The 24,298-nt window shown below is 60.2% G+C and carries 20 protein-coding genes; 10 read left to right on the top strand and 10 right to left on the bottom strand.

All coding sequences use genetic code 11. The annotated features are described in order from the left end of the window. Positions 1 to 358: 358 nt before the first annotated feature. Together ACZZZU_RS21405 and ACZZZU_RS21410 are read left to right on the top strand one after the other, a co-directional pair. Positions 359 to 1,711, top strand: a complete 1,353-nt coding sequence (locus ACZZZU_RS21405; protein ID WP_463382083.1) for an OprO/OprP family phosphate-selective porin — start codon at positions 359 to 361, stop codon at positions 1,709 to 1,711. 197 nt (positions 1,712 to 1,908) lie between these two features. Beyond that, a complete protein-coding gene (locus ACZZZU_RS21410; RefSeq protein ID WP_463551751.1) occupies positions 1,909 to 3,033 on the top strand; it encodes a GNAT family N-acetyltransferase in 1,125 nt (374 codons plus the stop codon). A gap of 30 nt (positions 3,034 to 3,063) precedes the next feature. Here the strand turns inward: ACZZZU_RS21410 and ACZZZU_RS21415 are convergent, their stop codons facing one another. The 5 genes from ACZZZU_RS21415 to ACZZZU_RS21435 form a co-directional block, all read right to left on the bottom strand. Then, positions 3,064 to 3,330 (bottom strand): DUF2790 domain-containing protein, encoded by a 267-nt coding sequence (locus ACZZZU_RS21415; RefSeq protein WP_122492500.1) that lies wholly within the window; start codon positions 3,328 to 3,330, stop codon positions 3,064 to 3,066. Positions 3,331 to 3,602: 272 nt separating this feature from the next. Then, positions 3,603 to 5,435 (bottom strand): ABC transporter ATP-binding protein, encoded by a 1,833-nt coding sequence (locus tag ACZZZU_RS21420; protein WP_463551752.1) that lies wholly within the window; start codon positions 5,433 to 5,435, stop codon positions 3,603 to 3,605. A gap of 141 nt (positions 5,436 to 5,576) precedes the next feature. Further along, positions 5,577 to 6,140, bottom strand: a complete 564-nt coding sequence (locus ACZZZU_RS21425) for a peptidylprolyl isomerase (RefSeq protein WP_463382086.1) — start codon at positions 6,138 to 6,140, stop codon at positions 5,577 to 5,579. Between the two features lie 80 nt (positions 6,141 to 6,220). Beyond that, the gene (locus ACZZZU_RS21430; protein WP_463551753.1) at positions 6,221 to 7,009 is read right to left on the bottom strand and encodes an alpha/beta fold hydrolase; all 789 of its coding nucleotides are present in this window, start codon (positions 7,007 to 7,009) and stop codon (positions 6,221 to 6,223) included. A gap of 30 nt (positions 7,010 to 7,039) precedes the next feature. After that, positions 7,040 to 7,966 (bottom strand): LysR family transcriptional regulator, encoded by a 927-nt coding sequence (locus tag ACZZZU_RS21435; protein ID WP_122492496.1) that lies wholly within the window; start codon positions 7,964 to 7,966, stop codon positions 7,040 to 7,042. A gap of 46 nt (positions 7,967 to 8,012) precedes the next feature. On the opposite strand from ACZZZU_RS21435, the gene ACZZZU_RS21440 reads away from it, so the two are divergent. Further along, complete coding sequence (locus ACZZZU_RS21440; RefSeq protein WP_463551754.1) at positions 8,013 to 8,342, top strand: 3-phosphoglycerate kinase; 330 nt, start codon at positions 8,013 to 8,015, stop codon at positions 8,340 to 8,342. Between the two features lie 133 nt (positions 8,343 to 8,475). After that, on the top strand, positions 8,476 to 9,075 hold the full coding sequence (locus ACZZZU_RS21445) for an FMN-dependent NADH-azoreductase (protein WP_463382089.1): 600 nt from the start codon (positions 8,476 to 8,478) through the stop codon (positions 9,073 to 9,075). 484 nt (positions 9,076 to 9,559) lie between these two features. Here the strand turns inward: ACZZZU_RS21445 and ACZZZU_RS21450 are convergent, their stop codons facing one another. From ACZZZU_RS21450 to rloA, 3 genes are all read right to left on the bottom strand, one after another. Beyond that, the gene (locus ACZZZU_RS21450) at positions 9,560 to 10,546 is read right to left on the bottom strand and encodes an alpha-L-glutamate ligase-like protein (protein WP_122492493.1); all 987 of its coding nucleotides are present in this window, start codon (positions 10,544 to 10,546) and stop codon (positions 9,560 to 9,562) included. 3 nt (positions 10,547 to 10,549) lie between these two features. Beyond that, a complete protein-coding gene (gene rloB / locus ACZZZU_RS21455) occupies positions 10,550 to 12,076 on the bottom strand; it encodes an osmotic stress tolerance membrane protein RloB (protein ID WP_463551755.1) in 1,527 nt (508 codons plus the stop codon). A 144-nt stretch (positions 12,077 to 12,220) separates the two neighbouring features. Then, positions 12,221 to 12,772, bottom strand: a complete 552-nt coding sequence (rloA, locus tag ACZZZU_RS21460; RefSeq protein ID WP_122492491.1) for a retropepsin-like aspartic peptidase RloA — start codon at positions 12,770 to 12,772, stop codon at positions 12,221 to 12,223. A 382-nt stretch (positions 12,773 to 13,154) separates the two neighbouring features. Between rloA and ACZZZU_RS21465 the strand changes: the two genes are divergently transcribed. The 5 genes from ACZZZU_RS21465 to prpF all read left to right on the top strand — a co-directional run bounded on the left by ACZZZU_RS21465 (position 13,155) and on the right by prpF (position 19,969). After that, entirely contained in the window at positions 13,155 to 13,886 is a 732-nt protein-coding gene (locus tag ACZZZU_RS21465) for a GntR family transcriptional regulator (protein WP_463551756.1), read from the top strand. Continuing rightward, entirely contained in the window at positions 13,883 to 14,767 is an 885-nt protein-coding gene (gene prpB / locus ACZZZU_RS21470) for a methylisocitrate lyase (RefSeq protein ID WP_463551757.1), read from the top strand. The genes ACZZZU_RS21465 and prpB overlap by 4 nt, the downstream gene beginning before the upstream one ends. A 95-nt stretch (positions 14,768 to 14,862) precedes the next feature. Beyond that, positions 14,863 to 16,026, top strand: coding sequence for a bifunctional 2-methylcitrate synthase/citrate synthase (prpC, locus tag ACZZZU_RS21475; protein ID WP_463551758.1), 1,164 nt, complete (start codon positions 14,863 to 14,865; stop codon positions 16,024 to 16,026). A 14-nt stretch (positions 16,027 to 16,040) separates the two neighbouring features. After that, a complete protein-coding gene (acnD, locus tag ACZZZU_RS21480) occupies positions 16,041 to 18,650 on the top strand; it encodes a Fe/S-dependent 2-methylisocitrate dehydratase AcnD (protein ID WP_463552172.1) in 2,610 nt (869 codons plus the stop codon). Positions 18,651 to 18,781: 131 nt separating this feature from the next. Then, positions 18,782 to 19,969 carry a 2-methylaconitate cis-trans isomerase PrpF gene (gene prpF / locus ACZZZU_RS21485; RefSeq protein ID WP_463551759.1) on the top strand — a complete coding sequence of 396 codons (1,188 nt, stop codon included), beginning with the start codon at positions 18,782 to 18,784 and terminating at the stop codon, positions 19,967 to 19,969. A 162-nt stretch (positions 19,970 to 20,131) separates the two neighbouring features. Here prpF and ACZZZU_RS21490 read toward each other — a convergent pair whose 3' ends face one another. Next, the gene (locus ACZZZU_RS21490; RefSeq protein ID WP_463551760.1) at positions 20,132 to 20,776 is read right to left on the bottom strand and encodes a LysE family translocator; all 645 of its coding nucleotides are present in this window, start codon (positions 20,774 to 20,776) and stop codon (positions 20,132 to 20,134) included. 45 nt (positions 20,777 to 20,821) lie between these two features. After that, positions 20,822 to 21,640, bottom strand: coding sequence for a posphoenolpyruvate synthetase regulatory kinase/phosphorylase PpsR (ppsR, locus tag ACZZZU_RS21495; protein WP_110618553.1), 819 nt, complete (start codon positions 21,638 to 21,640; stop codon positions 20,822 to 20,824). A 192-nt stretch (positions 21,641 to 21,832) separates the two neighbouring features. Here ppsR and ppsA point away from each other — a divergent pair, with 192 nt between their 5' ends. Then, on the top strand, positions 21,833 to 24,205 hold the full coding sequence (gene ppsA / locus ACZZZU_RS21500) for a phosphoenolpyruvate synthase (protein WP_463551761.1): 2,373 nt from the start codon (positions 21,833 to 21,835) through the stop codon (positions 24,203 to 24,205). Positions 24,206 to 24,298: the final 93 nt, after the last annotated feature.

A 24,298-nucleotide genomic window follows, 5' to 3' on the forward strand; every position in this document is an offset into this window, starting at 1 on the left:
AATAGATCGATATGTTAATGGCTGCTGTTTTGACAGTTTTTAGTGCGCCTGGGATGCCATTTGCCCTCGTAGATGATGCTCGACCACGCAGACAGGCGGTTGTCACATTCCCGCTTTGTGACAGCCATGTTTTAGCCGAAATGGAAAACTCCGGTGCTGGCACCGTGCCAGAAAAACGGCTGAAACCATCGTGCTAGAGCGTCTGGATGGTTATTCCTATTAGAAGTAAAAAAGTTCCTTTGTCATAAAACATTTATATAAAAGCAACTGAGCTGAAATAACCCCCCGCCAGTATTCCCCCAGCACAAACGAGCCAGCCGCTCGGGTGTATTTCAAAGACCAATAGGGGAATTCTTCGATGATCCGTAAGCACTTCGCCGGTATTGCCGCCAGCGCCCTGGCCCTGGCCATTTCCGCCCAGGCTTTCGCCGGTACCGTTACTACTGACGGCGCTGACATCGTTGTAAAAACTAAAGGTGGCCTTGAAGTGGCTACTACTGACAAGTCGTTCGGTTTCAAAATCGGCGGCCGTCTGCAAGCTGACTACAGCCGCTTCGACGGTATTTACACCAAGAACGGTGACACCGCTGACGCCGCCTACTTCCGTCGCGCATTCCTTGAGTTCTCCGGCATCGCGTTCAGCGACTGGCTGTACAACATCAACTACGATTTCTCGCACAACTCCGGTAGTGCTGATGACGGTTACTTCGACGAAGCTTCCATCACTTACATCGGCTTCAACCCAACTGCCATCAAAGTGGGCCGCTTCGACCCAGAGTTCGGTCTGGAAAAAGCCACCAGCTCCAAGTGGGTGACTGCGCCTGAGCGTAACGCCTTCTACGACATCATCGACTGGGCCAACAGCCACCAGAACGGCATGGGCTTGCAAGCGTCCAGCGTTATTGGCGACTCGATCTACGTTTCTGCTGGTGCGTTCTCGAAAGACAACAACGACACCGACGGCGATGCTAACAAGCAGGTTAACCTTCGCGGCGTATTCGCCCCGTTGCACGACGCTGGCAACGTGTTGCACTTCGGCTTCAGCGCCGCCCGCCGCGACGTTTCCGACTCGATCATTGACACCCGTTTCCGTAGCCGTTTGGGCATGCGTGGCGTAGAAACCACTGGCGGTAACGATGCCGGCGCAGTTAACGGCAACCGCGTTATCTTCGCTGGCAGCAACAACACTGTTGCTGGCTCGTACGACGATGACACCGCGCTGGGTCTGGAAGCGGCCTGGGCTGTTGGTCCGTTCTCCCTTCAAGGCGAGTACATGACTCGTAAACTGAAGGCAGATGCATCGAACTTTGAAGACATCAAAGCCAAGGGCTACTACGTGCAAGCTGCGTATACCCTGACCGGCGAAGCGCGTGGCTACAAGTTGGGCAAATTTGACGCGCTGAAGCCAGCGAACAACCAGATTGGCGCATGGGAACTGTTCTATCGCTACGACGGCATCAAGGTTGAAGATGACACCGCGCTCAACGCTACCACCCGTTTGACTCTGGACGCAGGTGATAGACAAGCGAACGTTCACAACCTTGGCGTTAACTGGTATGCGAACGAAGCAGTGAAAATCAGCGCAACCTACGTGAAAGCTGAAACTGACAAGGTTTACAACGCCACCGCAGCCGCTGGCCCAGTTCCAGCTCGCCGCACTGGCGACGACGACGGCGACGGTTTCGTAATTCGCGCTCAATACGCGTTCTAAGCTGTAGCTCCACGCAACAAAGGTTCTGCTCCTTTCTTTAGCCCCGCCTCGTGCGGGGCTTTTTTATGGGCGCGTATTAATATAAGCGCATCGCGGCGCACACCCTGTAGGAGAGGCTTCAGCCTCGATGCTTTTGACCACACCCGCCAAGCTGCCGTTATGATGACCGGGCCGTCTAACCCGCCGTGGAACCGCCCATGCCCGTGCACATTGTCGACTCGCTTTCCGCCATTCCCGCCTCGGCCTGGGACGCGTTGCTGCCCGAGTCACAGCCGTTTTTGCGCCATGGGTTTCTATCGGCGCTGGAAGACAGCGGCAGCATTGGCGGGCGCAGTGGTTGGCGGGCGTCGCACCGCGTGTGGGTGAACGACCAAGGCGAATTGCAGGCGGCGTTGCCGGCATATTTGAAAAGCCATTCCTACGGCGAATACGTGTTCGACCACGGCTGGGCCGACGCCAGCCAGCGCGCGGGCATTCCTTATTACCCCAAGCTACTCGGCGCCGTGCCGTTCTCCCCCGTGACCGGGCCGCGCCTGCTCGGCTTGCCGGACAGCGCCTCGCTCCTGCTGAACGCGCTAACGGCTGATCTACCGGCACAAGGGCTTTCCAGCCTGCATATTAACTTCACCGATGAGCTGGCCAGCGCCTTGCTCGACGGCCGCGAAAACTGGTTGCAGCGTCTGGGCTGCCAGTTTCATTGGCAAAACCGTGGCTATCGCGACTTCGCCGATTTCCTCGACGTGCTCGCCTCGCGCAAGCGCAAGCAAATGCGCAAAGAGCGTGAGCAGGTGGCGGGGCAGGGCATTGAGTTTGAGTGGTACGAAGGCAAGGCGCTGAGCGAAGCGCAGTGGGATTTCGTCTACGCCTGCTACGCCAACACCTACGCCGTGCGCGGGCAGATGCCGTACCTGACGCGCACCTTCTTCAGCCTGTTAGCCGAGCGCATGCCCGAGGCGATTCGTGTGGTGTTCGCCATTCAATGCGCGCGGCCGGTGGCCATGGCGTTCAGCCTGGTGGCTGGCGACAGTTTGTATGGACGCTATTGGGGATGCCTGGCGGAGTTTGATCGCTTGCACTTCGAGACCTGTTTTTATCAGGGCATGGACTATGCGATCAGTCAGGGCTTGCAGCGTTTCGACGCCGGTGCTCAGGGCGAGCACAAGTTGATTCGGGGCTTTGAGCCGGTCATTACGCAGTCGTGGCACTACTTGTGTCACCCAGGACTGCGCGATGCGGTGGCGGATTTTCTTGAGGATGAACGGGCCGGCATTCGCGCCTACGCCGAAGAGGCGAAGACGCTGTTGCCGTTTCGCCAGGCTTAGCGCGGTGGTCTAAGCCCGGCGGGCGGCGGGTTAGCCGTTCTGCGCGCGGCCGCCCCATTCTTGATACTTCAGCTTGTGCACTTCGCCGAGGCTGTCTTCGTAGACCACGATCACAGGCACGACACCGGTTTTGCCGGAGTTGTCGGTACGGTGCAGCACTTTGGCTACATCAACCTTCATGCCGTAGTGGTAATCCACTGCCGGCAGGCCAGCGCCCGGGGCGGGGTTGAGATCATCGGCAAACACGCCAGGAGCGAAGCCGGAGAGAACGGCGGTAACCAGTGAAGCTATTTTCATGATGGCCTTTCCTCAACAGTGGGGGTCGATTAAAAGCAGCAACGAAAATCTTCGGTAAGCGGCAGAGAAGGTTTGCATTGCGGCTTTCTGTCGCAGGTAGCGACGGGCTTATATAAACAGCCGCAGGGCAGGTTTGAATAATCAATGATCTTGCTAGTCGGCATCGGTGACGTTGATATTAGAAAGCTAGCTAACGGTTTTGCTGGCTTTGAGAACATCCAGGCTAGCGCCTCTCCTACAGGATTCGCGGTTCGGACGTGAGACCGTCGCGATCAATCAAGCCCCACAAACCCGCCCGTTTGGTGATGCCACAACCGCGCATACAGGCCTTTGTGCGCCAGCAATTCGGCGTGGGTGCCGCTTTCTGCGATGCGGCCTTTGTCGAGCACAACCAGGCGGTCCATGCGCGCGATGGTGGAAAGGCGGTGGGCGATGGCGATGACGGTTTTGCCTCGCATCAGGCTGTCGAGGCTTTCCTGGATGGCCGCTTCCACTTCAGAGTCCAGCGCCGAGGTGGCTTCGTCGAGGATCAAAATCGGCGCGTCTTTGAGCAATACGCGGGCGATGGCGATGCGTTGGCGCTGGCCGCCCGACAGCTTCACACCGCGCTCACCAACATGGGCGTCAAAGCCGAAGCGACCCTGGGCGTCGGAGAGTTCGGGAATAAACTCGCTGGCCCGCGCTTTTCGCACCGCCTCCCACAGCTCGGCGTCGGTGGCGTCGGGTTTGCCGTACAGCAAATTGTCGCGGATGGAGCGGTGCAGCAGCGAGGTGTCCTGGGTGACCATGCCGATGCGTTCGCGCAAGGTTTCCTGGGCAACGTGGGCAATGTTTTGACCGTCGATAAGAATCTCGCCGCCTTCCAGGTCGTACAGGCGCAACAGCAAATTCACCAAGGTGGATTTACCCGCGCCGGATGGCCCGATTAGGCCGATTTTCTCGCCCGCGCCAATCTCCAAATCGAGCCCGCCAATCACACCCGCGCCTTTGCCGTAGTGAAAGCTGACGTTGCGCATGCTTACGGCGCCTTGGGGCACTTGCAGGCGCGGCGCGTCGGCACGGTCGAGCACCTTGCGCGGCTGGGCGATGGTTTGCATGCCGTCTTGCACGGTGCCGATGTTTTCGAAAATGCCGGTGACCACCCACATGATCCAGCCGGACATATTGATCAGGCGAATCACCAGGCCAGTGGCCAGAGCGATAGCGCCCACGGTGATCAGCCCCTGGCTCCACAGCCACAACGCCAGCCCCGTGGTGCCGACGATCAGTGCGCCGTTCATGGCGGTAATCACCGCGTCCATCACCGTCACCACGCGGCCAGCCAGTTGCGTGGTCACGTTCTGTTCGTGCAGCGCTTCGCGGGCGTAGTTCTGCTCGGAGTTGGTGTGGGCGAAAAGCTTGAGCGTGGCGATGTTGGTGTAGCCGTCGACAATGCGGCCCATGAGTTTGGAGCGCGATTCGGACGCGATCACCGAGCGGGCTTTCACCCGTGGCACGAAGTACACCAGCGAGCCGATATAGCAGACGATCCACGCCAGCAGCGGCAGCATCAGCCGCCAGTCCGCTTCGGCAAATAGCACCAGGCTGCTGATGGCGTAAATCAGCACATGCCACAACGCGTCGACGGCTTGCACGGCGGAGTCGCGCAGGGAGTTGCCGGTTTGCATGATGCGTTGGGCGATGCGCCCGGCGAAGTCGTTCTGGAAAAAACCGAGGCTCTGCTTGAGCACGTAGCTATGGTTTTGCCAGCGAATCAGGTTGGTCAGGCTCGGGCTGATGGTCTGGTGCACCAGCAGGCCGTGCAAACCGTTGAACAGTGGGCGCAGCAACAAGGTGACGGCGGCCATCCACAGGAGCGCGGTGCCGTGTTGCTCGAAGAATTGGGCGGGTGGGGTGCTTTGCGCCCAGTCGACGATGTCGCCGAGAAAGCTGAACAGCGCCACTTCGATCAGCGCGACGATCAGGCCGACAATCATCAACGCCACAAAACTGGGCCAGGCCTGGCGCAGAAAGTACAGGTAGAAACGCCACACGTCCGTGGGCGGTGCCTCGCTGGGCGCGGGGCGGAAGATGTCGATCAATTGCTCGAAACGGCGAAACATCACAAACCTCTTGAAAAGCTGTTGCGCTCGGTTAGGCGGCGCTGAAAAACCAAACGGAAAACGCCAACTGCTCGTTTTCCGTCTGCTTTCGGATTGCCTGCTGTCGCTCGCTACGCTTTCGTTCCGCGGCGTCGCGGGCAGAAGTTACAGGCGTTTGGCGGCCAGAATCAGCACGGGCGTGTTCGGCACATCGCTCATGCCGGCGTAGCGGCCGGTCGGTACTTGGGCGATTTTGTCGACGATGTCCATGCCTTTAACCACTTTGCCGAACACGGCATAGCCGAAGTCGCGGCCGCCGTGGTCGAGGAAGGCATTGTCTTTCTGGTTGATGAAGAATTGGCTGGTGGCCGAGTCAACAACCCCGGTGCGGGCCATGGCCAGCGTGCCGCGCACGTTGTGCAGGCCGTTGTCGGCTTCGTTCTTGATCGGCGAGTCGGTGTTCTTCTGGCGCATGTCGGTGTCGAAGCCGCCGCCCTGAACCATAAAGCCCGGAATTACGCGGTGGAAAATGGTTTTGCTGTAGAAGCCCTTGTCCACATAAGCGAGGAAGTTTTTGGTGCTGATCGGCGCTTTCTGGTCTTCCAGTTCGATTTCGATGTCGCCCAGGCTCGTGGTGAGCAGCACGTGCGTGCCGGCTTGCGCGTCGGCGGCGAACAGGTGGCTGGCGAACAGCACGGAGCAGGCGAGGAGGGTGGCTTTTTTCAACATGGCGAAGACCTTGTCTGGACTATTTATTGGTGTGGAGAAACCGGTTATTGGCATGGGAGGAACAGCTGTAGCCGGGCAGTTTAACGGTCCACCTCGGCGAGGAATGCCAACAGCTGGGCATTGAAGAACTCGGGTTGATCCATGGGCGTGGCGTGGCGCGAATCTTCTACCACTAACAGGCGAGCGTTGGGCAGCTCGTCGACATAAGCCTGTTTGCTGGCCACCGAGGTGTAGTCATGGTCGGCCGTAACCACCAGCGTAGGACAGGTTATGCGCGCCAGTCGTTCCCGCACGCCCCAGCCGATAATGGCGTCGAGGCTGGCGAGGTAGGCGCGCTTGTCGTTCATGGGCCAGCGCCGCTCAATCTTCAGGCGCAGCTCCACTTGCTCGGGTTTGGGAAACAGCAAACCGCCGAGCTTTTTGCCGATCACTTCCAGGCTGAGCAGGCGCGATAAGGTCCAGCGCTGCGCCACCATCAGCGCGTCTTTCGGCGTTTTCACCTTCACTTCCGGACTGCTGTTGACGATGGTCAGACTTTTCAAAAGGTGCGGGTAATCGACGCCCACCTGAAAGCCGATCATGCCGCCCATGGAAATGCCCACCAGGTGCACCGGCGGCAAATTCAGGTGTTCGATCAGGGCCGCCACGTCTTCGGCAAAACCGCTGATGCTGTAGGCCTCGCTAGGTTTGTCGGAGCGGCCGTGACCGCGCACATCCAGGCTGATCACGCGGTAGTGCTGGCTCAGCACGGGCGTTTGGTATTCCCAATCCAGGGTGCTGGAGCCCAGGCCGTGGACCAGCACCAAGGGCGCGCCGGTGCCGTATTCCTCGTAGTGCAGCTGGCAATCGTCGTGATCGAAATACGGCATGTGTGCCTCCTGGCTAGCGCGGCTGCGGGGTCAGTTGTGCATGGCGGGTGCGGCGAATGGGGCGTCCAGTGGCGCGGCGTCGAAGTTACGCAGCAGCTCGATAAGAATCTGCGTGGCCGGGCCCAGGGGTTTGTCTTTGTTGGTATAGAGGAAGAACGTCGGGTGGCGGCTGCCGCCACGGTCCAGCGGCAGTTCCTTGAGCACGCCTTCACGCAATTCGCGCTCGATCAGGTGGCGCGGCAGCCAGGCAAAGCCCAGCCCGCTGGCCACGAAGGTGGCGGCGGTGGCCAGGCTTCCGAGGGTCCAGCGCTGCTCGGCGCCAAGCCAGCCGACGTCTTTTGGCTGTTGGCGGCCCGAGTCGCGGATCACCACCTGCATATGGGATTCGAGGTCTTGAAAGGTGATTTCCCGTTGCAAGCGGTGCAGGGCGTGTTCGGGATGGGCGACGGCGACGAATTCCACCGGGTTCATTTCCGAGCCGAGAAAGCCGGGTACGTTGAAGCCGCAGATCGCCAGGTCGGCGATACCGTCTTTCAGCACTTCTTCCACGCCCGACAACACTTCCTCACGCAGCCGCACGCGGCAGCCACGGCTCTGCGGCATAAACGCGGTAAGGGCACGAACCAGGCGGGCGGTGGGGTAGGCGGCATCGACCACCAAACGCACTTCGGCTTCCCAGCCTTGTTCCATGTGGTGGGCGAGGTCTTCGAGTTGGCTGGCGTTCTTAACCAGTTGCCGCGAGCGGCGCAGCAGCACATCGCCGGCCTCGGTGAGCACGGCTTTGCGCCCATCGATACGCAGCAACGGCACGCCGAGTTGCTCCTGCATACGCGCCACGGTGTAACTCACCGATGACTGCGAGCGGTGCAACGCTTCGGCTGCCTGGGCGAAACCGCCGTGGTCGACGACCGCTTGCAACGTTCGCCACTGATCCAGGGTTACCCGGGGCGCTTTCATCCTCGCATCCTCTTGTCCTAAGCTGTGATCCCTGCCGGAGACCACTATGAATAAGTTGTTGTGTTTAGCCTTTGCTGCGCTGCCCTTGAGTGCCGTGCCATTGACCGCCTTTGCGTTTCCCATCGAGCTTGAGAAAAAGCTCAATGGCGCCGAGGTGTCGGCATCGACCCAGGAAGTCGACTTCAACATGGGGGCCGTGCAGCTTTACAACTATGGCCGGGCCGCCGCCGAATGCTCGGCGGTTTTCCGCAATGGGCCGGAAGCACCTCGCACCCGCAAGGTCACGCTGCAACCCGGCAAAGACGCGTTGCTGACCGGGCGCTTTACCTCGCAAGTCATCAAAATGCGCATCCGCGTTACCTGCAAGCCTGTCTAGCGCTGAGACTAGGGTTAACGACGCGATAAATCAAATAAATAGATAGGTTGTAGCGGGTTTTTACGCTTTTTTATCGATTTATACGGCATTAGTCTAGCTCCATCGCACGCACAACGCAGATGGAGCAGGTCCGATGTCTCAGGTTTTAGTGATTGAAAGCAGCGCCCGCACCCAGGGTTCGATCTCCCGCGAACTCACCGCGCAGTTCATTGCGCAATGGCAGGCCGCCCACCCTGGCGACACCATCACCGTTCGTGACCTCGCTGTTGACCAAGTGCCGCACCTGGACATGAATCTGCTCGGCGGCTGGATGACGCCCGCCGACCAGCAGAGCGACGCCGAAAAAGCCGCCCTGGTTCGCTCCAACACCCTGACCAATGAATTGCTCGCCGCCGACGTGCTGGTGCTGGCCGCGCCGATGTACAACTTCACCATTCCCAGCACGCTGAAATCGTGGCTCGACCATGTGCTGCGTGCCGGCGTGACCTTCAAGTACACCGAAACCGGCCCGCAAGGCCTGCTCACCGGCAAACGCGCCTTTGTGCTGACCTCCCGTGGCGGCATTTACGCCGGCAGCAGTCTGGATCACCAGGAACCCTACCTGCGCCAGGCGTTGGGCTTTGTCGGCATTCACGACGTGAGCTTCATTCACGCTGAGGGGTTGAACCTGGGTGGCGAGTTTATGGAAAAAGGTTTGAATCAAGCCAAGGCGCAGCTGGCGCAAGTGGCTTGATGGTTTGACGAGGCGCCCGCTCGGCTGGAGCGGCGCCCCGGTTGGTTAATGCTCCTACTTCACACGCCCGCTCCTGCGTGTATCGGCCCGACAGACACTCCCCTTGTTCTGTTGGGCATTTTTTTTGTCTTGTGGAAATGCTACCTGTGGGAGCGGCTTTAGCCGCGATGCGATGGAGGGAGGGAATGCGTTTTCAGGCCCGGCCAATCGCGGCTAATCGGGATGCCGCCCAGCCGCTCCTACAGGTCGGTGGTTGGCGTTAAAACTCGTTGTGTCTGGTGGAAATGCTACCTGTGGGAGCGGCTTTAGCCGCGATGCGATGGTGGGAGAGAATGCGCTTGCAGGTCAGGCCAATCGCGGCTTAAGCGGCTCCTACAGGTCGGGGGCTGGCGATAAAACTCATTGAGTCTGGTGGAAATGGCTCTGTGGATTGGCCAACAAAAAGCCCGGCAAGTGCCGGGCTTTTTATTGCGCTACGCGCCAATCAAATCTCTGGCCGATGCACGTTGCCAAACAAACTCTGAGAAAACTTCACGCGGTCCTCGGCGGTTTCCACTACGCCTTGGGCGGTCAGTTCTTCAATGCGTGCTTCCACGGCATGAGCGCGGTGGGTGAGGCCGCAGTCGTTGGCGATCTGGATGTTCAAGCCGGGGCGGGCGTTGAGTTCCAGAATCAGCGGGCCTTTTTCCTGGTCGAGCACCATGTCCACGCCGATGTAGCCCAGCCCGCACAGTTCGTAGCAACCGGCGGCCAGTTTCATAAAGCCATCCCAGTTGGGCAGCTGTACGCCATCCACGGCGTTGGTGGTGTCGGGGTGTTTGCTGATTTTGTTGTTCAGCCAGGTGCCGCGCAGGGTGACGCCGGTGGCCAGGTCGACGCCAACGCCAATGGCGCCCTGGTGCAGGTTGGCCTTGCCGCCAGATTGGCGAGTCGGCAAACGCAGCATGGCCATCACCGGGTAACCCATCAGCACAATAATGCGGATGTCCGGCACGCCTTCGTAGCTGATGCTTTTAAAAATCTGGTCCGGCGTAACCCGGTATTCGATCAGCGCGCGGTCGCGGTGGCCGCCCAGCGAGTAGAGGCCGGTGAGAATGCTGGAGATCTGATGCTCAAGCTCTTCATGGCTGACGATCTTGCCGGACACCGTGCGGTAGCGGTCTTCGAAACGGTCGGCGATCACCAGAATGCCGTCGCCGCCCGCGCCCTGGGCGGGCTTGATCACGAAGTCGGGACGGTCGCCGATGATTTCCGGCAGCTTGTCGATCTGCTTTTCGGTTTCGATGATGCCGTACATTTCCGGCACATGAATGCCAGCCAGAATCGCCCGCTCTTTGGTGATGATCTTGTCATCCACAATCGGGTAGAGGTGCCGCTTGTTGTACTTGAGCACGTAGTCCGCGTTGCGCCGGTTGATGCCCATGATGCCTTTGGCTTCCAGGGCCTTCCACGTTTTGATCATGCCGAACATGGCTCAGTCCTTCAGAAAGGCTTTGAAGCGGAACAGCTCGGTCAGGCGATAGCCGCGATAACGACCCATGGCCAACATGAAGCCCACCAGAATCAGCAGCACTGCCGGGAAGGTGAAGACGAAGTAGTTGAGCTCCGGCACGGTCATCAGCAGGTGCGCCAGGGAGGCGGCGAACAGCGTGCCGATGGCCACTTTCATGGCATGGCCGCCGCCACGTTCTTCCCAGGTGATCGACAGGCGTTCGATGGTCATGGTCAGAATCACCATCGGGAACAGCGCGACAGACAGCCCGCGTTCCAGGCCCAATTTATGGCTCAGCAGGCTGATGGTCGCGATCAGCACCACCACAAAGGTCAGCACCACCGACAGCCTTGGCAGCATTTGCAGTTTCAGGTGCTCCAGGTACGAGCGTAATGACAGGCCCAGCGCGGTAATGATGGTGAACAGCGCAATGCCGTAGCCCAGCTGCATTTCGCGGAAGGCGAGGGCGATCAGCACCGGGGTGAACGTACCCAGGGTTTGCAGGCCGATCAGGTTACGCAGCACCAGAATCACCAGCACGCCGATGGGGATCATCACCATGATCATGAAGGTTTGCTGGGTTTGCAGCGGCAAGCCGTACAGCGAGTATTCGAGGAAGTCGGCGTCGGTGTTTTCGTCGGTCAGCTTGGCCAGGCGAATGGCGTTCATCTGGCTGTTGTTGAGGCTGAAGCGCACCTGAAGTTTTTTCCCGCCTTCGATGCTCACCAGGTTTTCATCACCGGTCCACCACACCAGGCGATCGGCCGGCAGGCCTTGTTCGCCGGTTTCCGGGCTGAAGTACAGCCAGTCCTGGCCGTTGAAGCTGCGCAGCCACAGTTCCGGGGTTTGCGGTTGGTCCGCTACCAGGCGAATGGTGTGCACGCGCTCCATCGGCACATGGGCGATGGAAAGCAGCAGTTCGATGGTTTTGGCTTTGTTCGGGGTCGACAGGTCGCCTGCCAGCAGCAGTTTGACGTTGTCATCGTTGACGTTGTTGACCCGTTTGATGGTTTCGCTGATGAAGGTTTCGATGTCGGCCGAGTGCTGGCGAATCGGCGCCATCAGCGCTTCGGCGGCAATTTTTTCGGCGCCTTCCACAGCAATGCTGTCGCGGAAAATCGGGCCTTTGGCTTTGGGTTTTTCACCGCTGTAGCGCTTGGTCAGCACTAGGCGGTAGTAGAGTGTTTGGTTGCCACTGACACGACGGGCCGACCAGGTGACCTTACGGTTGCCGTCGACGCGGTTGATGCTCACCCCGTAGTTATTGGAAATGAAGCTCTCGTTGAGGCTTACATAATCCTGGCTCAGCGGCGGCACGAACATCTGCACCTTCACCGGGTTTTTCGGTGTGGCCTGGAATTCGACCTTGGCATCGATGTTCCACAGATCGTCGGTTTCATCCTCGGTAATCGGAATGCCAACGACGAAAATCTGGTAGGCCGTAATCAGAACGCCCAAGGTCACCAAAATGGCGATCAGGACTTTCAGATGCAGGGTAAGAGAGCGCATGTGGGGAACCTGTCCATTAATCAATCTTGTCAGTGTCGCTGTACCACATGACCCCAGGCAGGGCGCGGTGCAGGTAATGGCATTGCGGTGGAGCTCACGTTCTTGAAGCTGTTTCGGTGTAACGGGCGCGGCCGGGTAGGCCGTTTAGCTCACCGGTTGTTTCTCACTGCTGTCTTCTGCCACCGCGCAGCCGGGTTTGCCGGCGGCGTATTTGAGGCTGGGGTCGACCAAGGCATCGAAGCGTTTTAGCGCTTCGGAACCAATTAATAAGGGGTACTGGAACGCGCTGCGGTCGGTGAGGTTGACCTCGATGGTGCGCAGGGCTTTGCCCATGCATACCTGAAGTTCGATGACCGGACGTGCTGTGTAGGTTTTCTCTTCGTCGGGATCGTAGTCACCGGCGCGGCGTTTGATTTTGCTGATGCGCGCCAGCGGCCGCTCAATGGGGTGCGCGTGGGCGTCGTCGATGGCCAGGTAAAAGCGCACCCAGGTTTCGCCATCGCGCTTGAAGCGTTTGATGTCGCGGGCACTGAGCGAAGCGGTTTTGGCGCCGGTGTCGAGCTTGGCCGCCACTTGCAGATCAATGTCGGTGAGCTGCGCGTATTCGTTCAGGCCATACACACCCTTTTCCGCCGCCTGGCTGAGGGCCGGCAACAGAACGAGCGATAACAAGAGGGCTAAGGGCTTGAGTGTCATAAGTCCTAAAACGGATCGTGGAAATTTCAGCGGGGTCCGTGTGGAGCAGTCCCGGATCAAGTCACTTAGTGTTAACAGCAAGGGCTTAGGTTCACCTGGCGCTTGGCGAGTGAGTCTAGCAGCCCGCACGGCGCAGTCTGGCAGGCTTCAAGCGCGGCGCATTCTAACATGCAGATTTTTTGCGGCGACAGGCGGTTGCGAGGCAAAAAAAGCATCGCGGCTAAAGCCGCTCCCACACCAAACGCCAACCTGTAGGAGCGGCTTCAGCCGCGATTCCTGCAAACCTCGATCTTAAATACTGTCAACAATCCACTCTGAACGTTTGACGAAAGCGTGTTCGGCGGGTAGTTTTCACCGAAATATTCATCGGTGTGTCGACAATATGCAAGACGCCCTCGAATCCGTAGTCGACTCTCCCGTCGACTCCGAAACCCTCTCCGAGCACGTATTCCGCCGCATTCAGGCGGCCATCGTGCAGGGCGACATCGCCCCCGGCAGCAAGATTTCCGAACCCGAACTGGCGCGCACCTATGGCATTAGCCGTGGCCCGCTGCGTGAGGCGATTCACCGGCTGGAAGGCCAGAAGCTGCTGGTGCGCGTGCCCCACGTCGGCGCTCGCGTTGTTTCGCTCAGCCACGCCGAGCTGATCGAACTCTACGAAATTCGCGAATCCCTCGAAGGCATGGCCTGTCGCCTGGCCGCCGAGCGCATGAGCCAGACTGAAATCGATGAGCTGCGCAGCGTGCTGGATTTGCACGAGCGCGACGCCGCGTTCCAGGCCGGTGTCGGTTACTACCAGCAAGAAGGCGACTTCGACTTCCACTACCGAATCATTCAAGGCAGCGGCAACAAAACCCTGGCGCAGATGCTCTGCGGCGAGCTGTACCAACTGGTGCGCATGTATCGCCTGCAATTTTCCGCCACGCCCAATCGCCCGCGTCACGCGTTTGCCGAGCACCACCGCATTCTCGACGCCATTTCCGAGCGCGACGGCGAGCTGGCGGAGCTGCTGATGCGCCGCCATATCGCGGCCTCCAAACGCAATATCGAACGCCACTACACCGGTCAGGCCGGGCAGGCGGTTTCCAAATCCCCCACGAGAGGTGAAGCATGAGCTCCAACACCCCAGGTCAACGTTTCCGCGCTGCCATTGCTGCTGAATCGCCGTTGCAGGTCATTGGCGCGATCAACGCCAACCACGCGCTGCTGGCCAAACGCGCCGGTTATAAAGCCATTTACCTGTCCGGTGGCGGGGTAGCGGCCGGCTCCCTGGGCTTGCCGGATCTGGGCATCAACACCCTGGACGACGTGCTCACCGACGTGCGCCGCATCACCGACGTGTGCGACCTGCCGCTGCTGGTCGACATCGACACCGGCTTCGGCCCGAGTGCCTTCAATATCGAGCGCACAGTTAAAAGCCTGATCAAGGCCGGCGCTGCGGCGGCTCACATTGAAGACCAAGTGGGCGCCAAACGTTGTGGTCACCGTCCGGGCAAGGAAATCGTCTCCACCGAAGAAATGGCCGACCGCGTAAAAGCGGCTGCCGACGCCAAGACCGACGCCGATTTCTTCCTGATCGCCCGCACCGACGCCATTCAGGCCGAAGGCGTGGACGCTGCCATTGAACGCTGCCTGCGCTATGTGGAAGCCGGCGCCGACGGCATCTTTGCCGAAGCCGCCTACGACCTGCCGACCTACAAGCGCTTTGTCGACGCCTTGGGTGTGCCGGTGCTGGCCAACATCACCGAGTTCGGCGCCACGCCGCTGTTTACCCGCGATGAACTGGCCTCGGTCGGCGTCGCCATTCAGCTTTATCCGCTGTCGGCGTTCCGCGCATCGAACAAGGCGGCGGAAAGTGTTTACACCTCGATTCGCCAGAACGGCCACCAGAAAGACGTCATCGAAATGATGCAGACCCGTGCTGAACTGTATGACCGCATCAACTACCACGCCTTCGAGCAAAAGCTCGACGCGTTGTTTGCCGCCAATAAGTGATTGCCACCCGGTCGCTCGACTGAAGCGGCGGCCGGCCAGCGCTGTGCTGAGTCAGAACAACAATTACAACCGGATCAGATGAGGAGATACCCGCGATGAGCGCAACCCCAGAGACGACCACGCCGGGCTTCAAACCCAAAAAATCAGTTGCCCTGAGCGGCACCTCCGCCGGCAATACCGCGCTGTGCACCGTCGGCCGTACCGGTAACGACCTGCACTACCGTGGCTACGACGTGCTGGATTTTGCCAACCGCTGCGACTTCGAAGAAATCGCCCACCTGCTGGTGCACGGCAAGCTGCCGAATGTGTCGGAGCTGGCCGCCTACAAAGCCAAGCTGAAAGCGCTGCGTGGTATTCCGGCCGCGCTGAAAACCTCGCTGGAACAACTGCCGCCCTCGGCGCACCCGATGGATGTGATGCGCACCGCCGTGTCGGTGCTGGGCTGCGTATCGCCAGAGAAAGACGACCACAACCACCCCGGCGCCCGCGACATTGCCGACAAACTGATGGCCTCGCTGGGCTCGGCCTTGTTGTATTGGTACCACTTCAGCCACAACGGCAAGCGCATCGATGTGGAAACCGACGACGACTCCATCGGCGGTCATTTCCTACACTTGCTGCACGGCGAAAAGCCGCGCGAGTCGTGGGTGCGCGCCATGCACACCTCGCTGAACCTGTACGCCGAGCATGAATTCAACGCCTCGACTTTCACCTCGCGGGTGATCGCCGGCACCGGCTCGGACATGCACTCGTGCATCGCCGGCGCCATTGGCGCATTGCGTGGCCCCAAGCATGGCGGCGCCAACGAAGTGGCCTTTGAAATTCAAAAACGCTACGACAACCCGGATGAAGCCGAGGCCGATATCCGCGCCCGCGTTGAGAGAAAAGAAGTGGTGATCGGCTTCGGCCACCCGGTGTACACCGTGGCCGACCCGCGCAACAAAGTGATTAAAGAAGTGGCCCGCGAGCTGTCGGCGGAGCAGAACAACACCAAGATGTTCGACATTGCCGAGCGCCTGGAAACCATCATGTGGGACATCAAGAAAATGTTCCCCAACCTCGATTGGTTCAGCGCCGTTAGCTACCACATGATGGGCGTGCCCACCGCCATGTTCACGCCACTGTTCGTGATCGCCCGCACCTCGGGCTGGTCGTCGCATGTGATCGAGCAGCGTATCGACGGCAAAATCATTCGCCCGAGCGCCAACTACACCGGTCCCGAAGACCTGAAGTTCGTGCCGCTCAAGGACCGCCCATAACCATGAGCATTGCGATGAACACCCAATACCGCAAGAACCTGCCGGGCACCGTGCTGGATTACTTCGACACGCGCGAAGCGGTCGATGCCATCGAGCCCGGCGCGTACGCCAAGCTGCCGTACACCTCGCGTGTGCTGGCCGAGCAATTGGTGCGCCGCTGCGACCCGGCCATGCTCACCGATTCCCTCAAGCAACTGATCGAACGCAAACGCGACCTCGACTTCCCTTGGTACCCGGCGCGCGTGGTGTGCCACGACATTCTCGGTCAAACCGCTTTGGTGGACCTGGCCGGCCTGCGTGACGCCATTGCCGACATGGGCGGCGACCCGGCGAAGGTCAACCCGGTGGTGCCGACGCAACTGATCGTCGACCACTCGCTGGCCGTGGAATACGCCGGCTTCGACCCGGATGCGTTCGAGAAAAACCGCGCCGTGGAAGAGCGTCGCAACGAGGACCGTTTCCACTTTATTGAGTGGACCAAAACCGCGTTCAAGAACGTCGACGTGATCCCGGCCGGCAACGGCATCATGCATCAGATCAACCTGGAGAAAATGAGCCCGGTGATCATGGCGCGTGACGGCGTGGCCTACCCCGACACCTGCGTCGGCACCGACAGCCACACCCCGCACGTGGATGCCTTGGGCGTGATCGCCATTGGCGTTGGCGGTCTGGAAGCGGAAACCGTGATGCTCGGCCGCGCCTCGATGATGCGCCTGCCCGATATCGTCGGCGTCGAGCTGACCGGCAAGCGTCAGCCCGGCATCACCGCCACCGACATCGTGCTGGCGATTACCGAATTCCTGCGTAAGGAGCGCGTGGTTGGCGCCTATGTAGAGTTCTTCGGCGAGGGCGCCAACAGCCTGTCCATCGGCGACCGCGCGACCATCTCGAACATGTGCCCCGAATACGGCGCCACCGCCTCGATGTTCTACATCGACCAGCAAACCATCGATTACTTGGTGCTGACCGGCCGCGAGCCGCAGCAAGTGGCGTTGGTTGAGCAGTACGCCAAGCTCACCGGCCTGTGGGCCGACGCGCTGGAAACGGCCGAGTACGAGCGGGTGCTGAGCTTCGATTTGTCCAGCGTAGTGCGCAACATGGCCGGCCCCAGCAACCCGCACAAACGCCTGCCCACCAGCGCTTTGCAGGAACGCGGTATTGCCGGCGACGCCATGCTGGCGGCGGCCAAGGGCGAAGAAGCCGAGGGCAAGTTGCCGGACGGCGCGGTGATCATCGCCGCCATCACCAGTTGCACCAACACTTCGAACCCGCGCAACGTCGTTGCCGCCGGCCTGGTCGCGAAGAAAGCCAACGCCTTGGGCCTGCAACGCAAACCGTGGGTGAAAACCTCGTTTGCGCCGGGCTCGAAAGTGGCCAAGTTGTACCTGGAAGAAGCCGGTTTGCTCAGCGAACTGGAGCAGTTGGGTTTTGGCATCGTGGCGTATGCGTGCACCACCTGTAACGGCATGTCCGGCGCGCTGGACCCGGTGATTCAGCAAGAAATCATCGACCGCGACCTGTACGCCACCGCCGTGTTGTCGGGCAACCGCAACTTCGACGGGCGTATTCACCCGTACGCCAAACAAGCGTTCCTGGCCTCGCCGCCGTTGGTGGTGGCGTACGCCATCGCCGGTACCGTGCGCTTCGACATCGAGCAAGACGTGCTCGGCCATGACGCTGCGGGCAACCCGATCACGCTTAAAGACTTGTGGCCAAGCGACGAGGAAATCGACGCCTTGGTGGCCTCGTCGGTGAAGCCGGAGCAGTTCAAGCAGATCTACATTCCGATGTTCGACCTGGGCACGGTGGAGGAGGCGGCCAGCCCGCTGTACGACTGGCGCCCGCAGTCCACCTATATTCGTCGCCCGCCGTATTGGGAAGGCGCCCTGGCCGGCGAGCGAAGCCTGACCGGCATGCGCCCGTTGGCGGTGCTGCCGGACAACATCACCACCGATCACCTGTCGCCGTCCAACGCCATTCTGTTGGACAGCGCCGCCGGCGAATACCTGGCGAAAATGGGCTTGCCGGAAGAGGATTTCAACTCTTACGCCACGCACCGCGGCGACCACCTGACCGCCCAGCGCGCCACCTTTGCCAACCCGCAATTGGTCAACGAAATGGCCGTGGTGGATGGGCAGGTGAAGAAGGGCTCGCTGACGCGCATTGAGCCGGACGGCAAGGTCACGCGCATGTGGGAAGCCATCGAAACCTACATGGAGCGCAAGCAGCCGCTGATTATCGTGGCCGGCGCCGACTACGGTCAGGGCTCGTCCCGCGACTGGGCCGCCAAAGGCGTGCGCCTGGCTGGCGTGGAAGCGATTGCCGCTGAAGGCTTCGAGCGTATTCACCGCACCAACCTGGTGGGCATGGGCGTGTTGCCGCTGGAGTTCAAACCCGGCACCAACCGCTTGACCCTGGGCCTGGACGGTACCGAGGTGTACGACGTGATCGGCGAGCGCACCCCGCGCGCCACGCTGACCTTGGTTATCACTCGGAAGAACGGCGAACGCCTGGAAGTGCCGATGACCTGCCGCCTGGATACGGCCGAAGAAGTGTCGGTGTACGAAGCGGGCGGCGTGTTGCAGCGCTTTGCCAAGGACTTCCTGGAAGCGACGGTGGCGTGAAAACAGGCTAGCTCCCTCTCCCTCTGGGAGAGGGTTGGGGTGAGGGTTTGGTTTACGACATCCCTCATCCGCCCTTCGGGCACCTTCTCCCTGAGGGAGAAGGAATGCTCCAACTATCGAGGACTCGATGTATGCCTCACCCAGCACAAATCAAAATCCCCGCCACCTACCTGCGTGGCGGCACCAGTAAAGGCGTGTTCTTCCGCCTGCAAGATTTACCGGAAAGCTGCCAGGTGCCGGGCACGGCCCGCGACCGTTTGTTTATGCGCGTGATCGGCAGCCCCGATCCGTACGCCGCGCAAATCGACGGCATGGGCGGCGCCACGTCGAGTACCAGCAAGTGCGTGATTTTGTCGAAAAGCACGCAGCCGGATCACGACGTGGATTACCTCTACGGCCAGGTTTCCATCGACAAAGCGTTCGTCGACTGGAGCGGCAACTGCGGCAACCTTTCCACCGGCGCCGGCGCGTTTGCGCTGCATGCCGGGTTGGTCGACCCCGCGCGCATTCCCGAAAACGGCGTGTGCGTGGTGCGCATCTGGCAGGCCAATATCCAGAAAACCATCATCGCCCATGTGCCGGTAAGCAACGGTCAGGTTCAGGAAACCGGCGACTTCGAATTGGATGGCGTGACCTTCCCCGCAGCGGAAATCGTGCTGGAGTTTCTCGACCCGTCGGACGACGGCGAGGCGGGCGGCTCGATGTTTCCCACGGGCAACCTGGTCGACGATCTGGAAGTGCCGGGTATCGGCACCTTCAAGGCGACGATGATCACGGCCGGTATTCCCACGGTGTTCGTGAATGCCAAGGACATCGGCTACACCGGCACCGAACTTCGCGAAGACATCAACACCAATCCCGCCGCGCTTGAGCGTTTCGAAGCCATTCGCGTGGCCGGCGCGCTGCGCATGGGCCTGATCAAAAGCCCGGAAGAAGCACTGACCCGCCAGCACACCCCCAAGGTGGCGTTTGTTGCCAACGCGCAGGACTACCGCGCTTCGAGCGGCAAAACCGTGGCCAAGGGCGACGTTGATTTGCTGGTGCGCGCGCTGTCCATGGGCAAGCTGCACCACGCCATGATGGGCACGGCGGCGGTGGCCATTGGCACTGCGGCATCGATTCCCGGCACGTTGGTGAACCTGGCGGCGGGCGGCGGTGAGCGCACGGCGGTGCGCTTTGGGCATCCGTCCGGCACCTTGCGCGTCGGCGCCGAGGCGCAGCAGGTGAACGGGGAGTGGGTGGTGAAGAAAGCCATCATGAGCCGCAGTGCGCGGGTGTTGATGGAAGGGTGGGTGCGGGTGCCGGCGGGGAGCTTCTGATTTGCGTGGAGGCCGCCCCTTCCCCCAGCCCCTCTCGCCTGCCCGGCCGGCTTAGCGGGCGAGGGGAGCTTGAGCGCGGTGGCGGGCTTATTTCCGATCGGCTTTCAGTCCCCTCGCCCCAGCGGGGAGAGGGTTAGGGAGAGGGGGAGGCTGCGAGCACGATCAATGGTGCGTAGTGCTCAACAACACCCCACTGGCGCCCATGAAAAACGCCCCGGTGGTTTTGTTCAGGCGCCGCGCGCCTGTAGGAGTCTTGATCAGCCGGCGAATCTGCCGCCCGAACAGGCCGTACACCATGGAGGCCACGAACTCGGCCAACAGGTACGTGCCGCCCAGGTACACAAATTGTTCGGTGGTGGGCAAATCGGGTTTGATGAACTGCGGGAAGATGGCGGCGAACAGCAGAATGGCTTTGGGGTTACTGATGCCGACGAGGAACTCTTGAAGCATCAGGCACGTCACACTTCGGCCGCCAGCCGCGCCCTCTGCTACGCTGCTTTCAGCCAGGTCGAGGCCACTGAATTCCCGGCTGCGCCAGGCGCGAATGCCGAGGTAAAGCAGGTAAGCCGCGCCCAGCCATTTCAAGACGGTGAACGCGGTTTCCGACGCCAGCAACATGGCGCCCAGGCCAACGGCGGAAATGGCCAGGAAGATGGCGTAGGCCACATTGCGGCCAACCGTGGCGGCAACGGCAGTGCCGACGCCGTGACGAATACCGTTATTGAGCGCGCAGAAATTGTTGGGCCCAGGCGTGAGGGCAATCGCTACGGCGATCGGTGCAAACAACAAGCAGTCCATTAGCGTCATCGAATGTGCACCTTTTTCGCTGTAGCGGGTCTGTTTCAGCGGCGTCTATTTCAAGCGCCGTTCAACGCCTTTCTCCACCAGGATTTTGGCGGAGATTTCTTCCACGGAAAAATGCGTGGAATTGATGTACGGAATGTTTTCCCGGCGCAGCAGTTGTTCGACTTCACGCACTTCGAACTCGCACTGGGCAAAACTGGCGTAACGGCTGTTGGGCTTGCGTTCGTTGCGAATGGCGGTCAAGCGGTCGGGGTCGATGGTCAGGCCGAACAGCTTGTCTTTGTACTGCTTGAGCGCGTTGGGTAGTTGCAGGCGCTCCATGTCGTCTTCGGTCAGCGGGTAGTTGGCTGCACGAATGCCATATTGCAGTGCCATATATAGGCAGGTTGGGGTTTTACCGCAGCGCGAGACACCGACCAAAATCAGGTCGGCCTTGTCGTAGTAATGCGTGCGGGCGCCATCGTCGTTGTCGAGGGCGAAGTTAACGGCCTCGATACGCTCCATGTAGTTGGAGTTGTGGCTGATGGAGTGGGACTTGCCCACCGAATAGGACGAGTGCGACGTCAGTTCCTGTTCGAGGGGAGCGAGAAAGGTCGAGAAGATGTCGATCATGAAGCCATCGGACTTGGCGAGAATATCGCGGATGTCCTGGTTGACGATGGTGTCGAAAATGATCGGGCGAACGCCGTCTTTCTCAGCCGCATTATTGATTTGCTGTACCATCGCCCGCGCTTTTTCTACGGTGTCGATGTAGGGGCGCGTGAGCTTGTGGAACGTGATGTTCTCGAACTGCGCCAGCAGGCTTTGGCCAAGCGTTTCGGCCGTGATGCCGGTGCCGTCGGAGATGAAGAAAGCGGTTCGTTTCATTTGCACCGAGGGCCTTAAGCTAAGGATGATTCTTGGCTATCATAGGGCCCCTTTGATCGAAGCCATGCCGGTTGGCATTGTTACTTATTTTCCAGGGCCAGGCCACCGTCACAGGGAGCGGCACCAAGGTGCAGCAAAGCGTGAGAGTAAATAGGGTCTGAGCTAGTCCAACACCGTTAGTGGAGAGATCCCTTGGCTGAATACGTAGTTTCCCTCGATAAGCTCGGCGTCCATGATGTGGAGCACGTGGGGGGCAAGAACGCATCCCTCGGCGAAATGATCAGTAACCTCGCAGGCGCTGGCGTCTCGGTCCCCGGTGGTTTCGCAACCACTGCCCAAGCCTACCGTGATTTCCTCGAACTGAGCGGCCTCAACGCCCAGATCCATGCCGCGCTCGACGCGCTGGATGTCGACGACGTCAACGCCCTGGCCAAAACCGGTGCGCAGATCCGTCAATGGATCATGGAAGCCGAATTCCCTGAACGTTTGAACGCCGAAATCCGCGAAGCCTTTGCGGTCATGGCCAACGGTAACGAAAACATGGCAGTCGCCGTGCGCTCGTCGGCCACCGCCGAAGACTTGCCAGACGCCTCGTTCGCCGGCCAGCAAGAAACCTTCCTGAACATTCGTGGCGTGGAAAACGTAATCCGTGCTGCCAAGGAAGTGTTTGCCTCGCTGTTCAACGACCGCGCCATTTCCTACCGCGTGCACCAGGGCTTCGATCACAAGCTGGTGGCGTTGTCGGCTGGCGTTCAGCGCATGGTGCGTTCGGAAACCGGCACCGCTGGCGTGTTGTTCACCCTGGATACCGAATCGGGCTTCCGTGACGTGGTGTTCATCACCGGCGCCTACGGCCTCGGCGAAACCGTGGTGCAAGGCGCGGTGAACCCCGACGAATTCTACGTTCACAAGAAAACCCTGGAAGAAGGCCGCCCGGCGATCCTGCGTCGCAACCTGGGCAGCAAAGCCATCAAGATGATCTATGGCGACGAAGCCAAGGCCGGCAAGTCGGTGAAAACCGTTGATGTCGACCGCGCTGACCGCGCCCGTTTCTGCCTGAGCGATGCCGAAGTCACCGAGCTGGCCAAGCAGGCGATCATCATCGAAAAACACTACGGCCGCCCGATGGACATCGAGTGGGCCAAAGACGGCGACGACGGCAAGCTGTACATCGTCCAAGCCCGTCCGGAAACCGTAAAAAGCCGCACCACGGCCAACGTGATGGAGCGCTACCTGCTTAAAGAGACCGGCAAAGTGCTGGTGGAAGGTCGCGCCATTGGCCAGAAGATCGGCGCCGGTAAAGTGCGCGTGATCAACGATATCGCCGAGATGGACAAGGTTCAGCCGGGCGATGTACTGGTTTCCGACATGACCGACCCGGACTGGGAACCGGTCATGAAGCGCGCCAGCGCCATCGTCACCAACCGTGGCGGCCGTACCTGCCACGCCGCGATCATCGCCCGTGAGTTGGGTATTCCGGCAGTGGTCGGCTGCGGTAACGCGACGCAAGTCCTGGTCGATGGCCAGGGCGTGACTGTGTCGTGCGCTGAAGGCGATACCGGCTTTATTTTCGAAGGCGAGCTGGGCTTCGACATTCGCACCAACTCCGTCGATGCCATGCCAGATCTGCCTTTCAAAATCATGATGAACGTCGGCAACCCGGACCGCGCGTTCGACTTTGCCCAGTTGCCTAACGCCGGTGTCGGCCTGGCCCGTCTGGAATTCATCATCAACCGTATGATCGGCGTGCACCCCAAGGCGCTGCTGAACTACGAAGGTCTGCCGGCAGACATCAAAGACAGCGTCGACAAACGCATCGCCGGTTACGACGATCCGGTTGGCTTCTATGTCGAGAAGCTGGTTGAGGGCATCAGCACCTTGGCCGCCGCGTTCTGGCCGAAGAAAGTTATCGTGCGGCTGTCGGACTTCAAGTCCAACGAATACGCCAACCTCATCGGCGGCAAGCTCTACGAGCCGGAAGAAGAAAACCCGATGCTGGGCTTCCGTGGTGCCTCGCGTTACATCAGTGAATCGTTCCGCGACTGCTTCGAACTGGAATGCCGTGCGCTGAAGAAAGTGCGCAACGAGATGGGCCTGACCAACGTCGAGATCATGGTGCCGTTCGTACGCACCCTGGGCGAAGCGAGCCAGGTAATCGACTTGCTGGCGGCCAACGGGTTGTCCCGTGGCAAAGACGGCCTGCGCATCATCATGATGTGCGAACTGCCGTCCAACGCCATTCTGGCCGACGAGTTCCTGGAATTCTTCGACGGCTTCTCCATCGGCTCCAACGACCTGACTCAGCTGACCCTGGGCCTGGATCGTGACTCCGGCATCATCGCTCACCTGTTTGACGAGCGTAATCCGGCGGTTAAAAAGCTGCTGTCCAACGCCATTCAGGCCTGCAACAAAGCCGGCAAGTACATCGGCATTTGCGGTCAGGGCCCATCGGACCACCCGGACCTGGCCAAGTGGCTGATGGAGCAAGGCATTGAAAGCGTGTCGTTGAACCCGGACTCCGTGTTGGAAACCTGGTTCTTCTTGGCTGAAGGTCAACAGGCCTAAGGTCCCGTTGGGTTTCGCGATGCTCACAGCTGAGCACCGCAAAGCCCAACAAGAAACACAAAAAACAAAAGAAGGGCGGGGCTATTTCCCGCC

The sequence above is a fragment of the Pseudomonas sp. AC136 genome (assembly GCF_979258585.1).